5 protein-coding genes are annotated in these 4,750 nt (G+C 63.8%); 2 read left to right on the plus strand and 3 right to left on the minus strand.

Annotation, left to right across the window (positions count from 1 at the left end; genetic code table 11):
* On the minus strand, positions 1-672 hold a 672-nt coding region (locus VK804_RS18275), incomplete at its 3' end, for a response regulator (protein WP_325372789.1).
* Between the two features lie 223 nt (positions 673-895).
* Here VK804_RS18275 and VK804_RS18280 point away from each other — a divergent pair.
* Positions 896-1,114 carry a NepR family anti-sigma factor gene (locus tag VK804_RS18280; protein WP_325372791.1) on the plus strand — a complete coding sequence of 73 codons (219 nt, stop codon included), beginning with the start codon at positions 896-898 and terminating at the stop codon, positions 1,112-1,114.
* A complete protein-coding gene (locus tag VK804_RS18285; RefSeq protein ID WP_325372793.1) occupies positions 1,114-1,659 on the plus strand; it encodes a sigma-70 family RNA polymerase sigma factor in 546 nt (181 codons plus the stop codon). The genes VK804_RS18280 and VK804_RS18285 overlap by 1 nt, the downstream gene beginning before the upstream one ends.
* A 134-nt stretch (positions 1,660-1,793) precedes the next feature.
* Here the strand turns inward: VK804_RS18285 and VK804_RS18290 are convergent, their stop codons facing one another.
* Both VK804_RS18290 and ureG read right to left on the minus strand, forming a co-directional pair.
* The gene (locus VK804_RS18290; protein ID WP_325372795.1) at positions 1,794-3,452 is read right to left on the minus strand and encodes a CHASE domain-containing protein; all 1,659 of its coding nucleotides are present in this window, start codon (positions 3,450-3,452) and stop codon (positions 1,794-1,796) included.
* 416 nt (positions 3,453-3,868) lie between these two features.
* Positions 3,869-4,507 carry an urease accessory protein UreG gene (ureG, locus tag VK804_RS18295; protein WP_325372797.1) on the minus strand — a complete coding sequence of 213 codons (639 nt, stop codon included), beginning with the start codon at positions 4,505-4,507 and terminating at the stop codon, positions 3,869-3,871.
* Between the last annotated feature and the right edge of the window lie 243 nt (positions 4,508-4,750).

Here is a 4,750-nt window from a genome sequence, read left to right on the forward strand (position 1 = left end):
CAGGAAGCGCTCCGGATAGGCGGCGATGAATACCACCGGCACCTCGAACACTTTCAGCAGTTCATTGACCGCGTCGAGACCCGAGCTTCCGTCGGCGAGCTGGATGTCGGCCAGGATCAGGCCGGGCTTCTTGTTCTTGGCCAACGCCACCGCATCGGTGTGGGTGCGCGCCACGCCGATCACGTTGTGGCCGAGGTTTTTCACCAGGCTCTCGAGGTCCATGGCGATAAACGTCTCGTCCTCGATGATCAGCACGTCGGTGGCGATCTCGGCCGCCATTTCCCGCCCGGCGGTGTCGGCGAGCTTGCGGGTCTCGGCGACGTCGGTGGCAAGGATGTAGGCGACTTCCTCCTCGGAAAACCCTTCCAGCGACAGCAGCAGGAAGGCCTGACGCGGCAGCGGGGTGATGTTGGAGAGCCTGCGCTCCGACGGCATCGGCAGCGTGGCCACCTCGGCATCGTCATTGAGCGAGACCGAATTCCAGATCCGGGTGAACAGCCGGAACAGGCCGGCGCGGGCGCCATGGGTTTCGTCCAGCAGCGACCCATCCTGCAGCAGGGCTTCGAGCATGGCTCCGACATATGCGTCGCCCGACGCCTGGTTTCCCGTCAACGCACGGGCATATCGGCGCAACAACGGTAAATGTTCAGCTACGAGCTGTGATCGCGACATCCCCACTCCATTGATTTCCTTGGGTCAAACTACCTGACGGGGTGACCCGGGTTCCCCCTGATACGCCTGATTACGCCCCAGCGGGATAAAAGTTCCATTGGCCCAAGGAACTTTACAGCCGAGTTGGAATTAGTCCGGTTACACAGGTACAGCGGGTTCTCGAATTCTAAGATAATCATAGATTATTCAGGGACTTAACTCTCGGGGAAGCGTGGATCAGGTCATGAAAGATGTAAAGTCCAAGAATGCCGCACCCAGCAAGCAAGGCGGGCTGAATGCCGAAATCCAGTCACGGATCGGCCATCAGCTCCGCGCGATGTACGACGATGTCGTACGGCAGGGGGTGCCAGACCGCTTCGCGGAATTGATCCGAAAGCTTGATGGCTCCGAGCCCAATCCCCAACTGGGTACGGCGGGCGACAAAAATGACGGGAGGGACTAATGCCTCTCACAGACTCTCTCCGCGACGACATCTTGGCGTCGGTGCCGAGCCTGCGTGCGTTCGCGATCTCGCTCAGCGGTAACGGCGATCGTGCCGACGATCTGGTGCAGGAAACCCTGCTTCGCGCGCTGGCCAATATCGACTCGTTCCAGCCCGGCTCCAATCTACCGGCCTGGCTGTTCACGATCCTGCGCAACCTGTTCCGCTCCGACTACCGCAAGCGGCGGCGCGAGGTCGAGGACGCCGACGGCAGCTATGCCAAGACGCTGAAGACCCAGCCGGCGCAGAGCGCGCATCTGGAGTTCGAGGAGTTTCGCGCGGCGCTGGACAAATTGCCGCAGGACCAGCGCGAGGCGCTGATCCTGGTCGGCGCCTCCGGCTTCTCCTATGAGGATGCCGCCGCGATCTGCGGCTGTGCGGTCGGCACCATCAAGAGCCGCGTCAACCGCGCGCGCTCCAAGCTCTCGGCGCTGCTCTATGTCGACGGCACCGAGGATTTCGGCCCCGACCAGACCGTGCGCGCCGTGATCGGTGGCAGCGGGTAGTAAGGTTGTCGTCCCGGCCTTGAGCCGGGGACCCATAACCACCGGCGGGAGTTGCCAGGCAAGCCGTCAAATACCGTGCGTAACCGAGAGGCCGCGGCGTATGATCCCGGCTCAAGGCCGGGACGACAGTTGAGCTACCGCCGCTTCTTCGGCGGCGCCGCGAATTGTTCGGTGCGGTCGCGCTCGGTCATGTCGATGACGGTCGCCATCGGGGCGGTGAGTTCGTAGACGTAGCTGACTTCGGTGAAATAGCGCTTTGAAACGCCGCCGAGCGCCTCGGGCGCGACGCGGTCGAGCAGGATCACGCCGAAATCGGAGTCCTCGCGGCGGGTCGCCGCACTGGTGTTGAATTCCTCCCAGCGGAAGTGAAACACCTTGTCGGGCTCCTCGCCCGTCACTTCCCATTGCGCCACGATGTGCGGATGTTTTCCGACCAGCGACAGCCCCTCGTCGGAATGCGAGGCCAGTTCGAAGAACAACAGCGACAGCGATTGCGCGGCCCGCGCGCTGACCGCGATGTCGGGACCGGAGACCGCGATCCGCTCGGCATGCGGGATGGCGCGGGCCTCGAACAGGCCTTTCAGTTCGACGCCCTGCCACTGGCTTTCGCTGAGCAACGAGACCACGTTCGACATCGCGTGGATGCGGCCGATCAGCAGCTCGCGGGCGACGTCGATGTTGGAGCCGTGGCGCAAGGTGCGGGTCACGATCGACTGGATCACGGCGAGGATGTTCTTGACCCGGTGATTGAGTTCGTCGATTACCGCCGTGAGCCGCCGCTCGAAACCGATCCTGACCTCGATCTCGCGGCTGAGCCGCAGATTGTTGTAGGCGACATAGCCGAACAGCCCGCAGACGATGCTGGTCAGCGCGAGCCCGATCGCCGCCACCACCGCGGCAGTCTGCTCGGCATGCCGCGCGGTGTTGATCTTGGCGTAATAAGCGAGCGGCCAGTCGCGGTTGCCGAACGTCACGTTGCGCAGCATCGAGGGGGGCGCGGCCTGCGACGAGATCGCGCGCGACGTGACGCCGCCCTGCTGGTCGGACACCAGTTCGCGATCGGCGTCGCGCGGGTCCTTCAGCGCCACCGAAAACAGCGAGAGGTCGTCATTGGCCAGCATCAGCGGCGCCAGTTCATAGGAGAAGGTGACGAAGCCGGCCGGCTCGCCGCCGTCCTCCTGCAGTACCGGCGCGGCCAGCACCAGCCCGACCGGCCCGTCCGGCCGCAGCAGCGGAAACGGATCGGAGGCCACCGGCCGGCCGCTGGCCATGGCCTGCGCCAGCATCGGCCCCAGGATGGGGTGACGATCGATGGCGCGGCCCGGGAGTTCCATGGTCACGGCGTCGCGGGGCTCGACGTCCATCACCATGTCGAGCGGCGCGCCGCGCGCCGCCGCATCCAGCGGCTTGTCATCGTAGTTGCGGATCACAGGATTGGGAAAGCCGGCGCCGGCGAGTTCGGCGCGCGCGGCGTCGAACTCGCTCGGCTTGAGGCGGGCGATCCAGGTCGCGACAACGAAATCGGTCTTGAAGGCATAGATCGACGACCGCAGCGGCTGCAGCATATCGGCCTTGATCACCGCGGGCGCGCGGAACAGGCCGGAGGCGACACGGGCCAGCAGCTCGCGCTCAGTCAGCCGGTCCTGGACCAGGCTCGCATGCACGTCGATCGCTCGCGCCAGGGCGATCCGGTCGACGGTCAATTCCTGATCGTGAACGCGATAGGCGGCGAGCCCGGAGAACAGGGCCCCGATCAGCGCGATGAAACCGATGATGAAACCGAGTCGAACCACTCGTTTTACTCGGGGAATGAGGAGCTGGCGAAGAATCGATCAAGCATCATGTGGGGGCGGCAACAAACCGAAGACAATAAGAGCCAACCGTTTTCGGATATTGGCGGAGCGATCATCGGTACGCAACTGCGGTTGGCGGGCAGAGAGCAAACAAGGTTGCCGGAGGTGTTGTCCTGGCAACGGCCGGGGGATGCTAATCATCGTGGGGGAATTTTGTTCCACAGGCGAGCTGCGAAAGTTTTTGCACCGGTTTGCTTGCCACAAGTGTTAATGCCACCTCGCCCCGCTTGCGGGGAGAGGTCGGATCGCATCGCAGATGCGATCCGGGTGAGGGGGACTCTCAGCGAGTCGAACTCGTTGAGAGAGCCCCTCACCCCAACCCTCTCCCCGCAAGAGCGGGGAGAGGGAGAAGTCGATCAGCCCGCCTTCGCCGCAGCCTGCGGCGTCAGCCCGCCCTTGGCTTCGATGAAGCCGATGATGCGCTCCAGGCCCTCGCTCTTGCGCAGATTCGTCATCACGAAAGGCCGTTCGCCGCGCATCCGCCTTGCGTCGGTGTCCATCTTCTCCAGCGACGCCCCGACATGCGGGGCGAGGTCGATCTTGTTGATCACCAGGAGGTCGGAGCGGGTGATGCCGGGGCCGCCCTTGGAGGGGATCTTGTCGCCGGCGGCGACGTCGATGACGTAGATGGTGAGATCGGCGAGTTCCGGCGAGAAGGTGGCGGCGAGGTTGTCGCCGCCGGATTCGATCAGCACCAGGTCGAGGCCGGGGAATTTCGCGCGCATGTCGGCCACCGCGGCGAGATTCATCGAGGCGTCCTCGCGGATCGCGGTATGCGGGCAGCCACCGGTTTCGACGCCGGCGATACGGTCCGGCGTCAGCGAACCCGAACGCACCAGAAATTCCGCATCCCATTTGGTGTAGATGTCATTGGTGATCGCGGCGATGTCGTAGCGCTCCCGCATCGACTTGCAGAGCAGGTCCATCAATGCGGTTTTTCCGGACCCGACGGGACCACCGATGCCGATACGAAGCGGGCCGTGAGAACTGGACATGTCAGAAGTTCTTTCTCTGTTGTCGTCCCGGCGAACGCCGCGACCCATAATCACAGAAAAGCATTGTGGCAGAAGGTCTCTGTCGGCGCGCTAAAACGAGAGGACACGGAGTAGCGATGGGCGCTGCTGCGCTCACACCAGGGGTCCTCGCTTTCGCGGGTTGAAACATCGAGTGCATTCCGCGCATCCTCACGACCTGAACAACCGCGTATACTGCGTTTCGTGCCGCAGGCTGGCGAGGTC

It is taken from the genome of Bradyrhizobium sp. (assembly GCF_035484855.1).
Classification (GTDB): domain Bacteria; phylum Pseudomonadota; class Alphaproteobacteria; order Rhizobiales; family Xanthobacteraceae; genus Bradyrhizobium.

What these genes read in the sequence shown, in the direction of transcription:
- VK804_RS18280 (WP_325372791.1), top strand. Translation starts at nt 896, where the DNA reads ATGAAAGATGTAAAGTCCAAGAATGCCGCACCCAGCAAGCAAGGCGGG.
- VK804_RS18285 (WP_325372793.1), top strand. Translation starts at nt 1,114, where the DNA reads ATGCCTCTCACAGACTCTCTCCGCGACGACATCTTGGCGTCGGTGCCG.
- ureG (WP_325372797.1), bottom strand. Translation starts at nt 4,507, where the DNA reads ATGTCCAGTTCTCACGGCCCGCTTCGTATCGGCATCGGTGGTCCCGTC.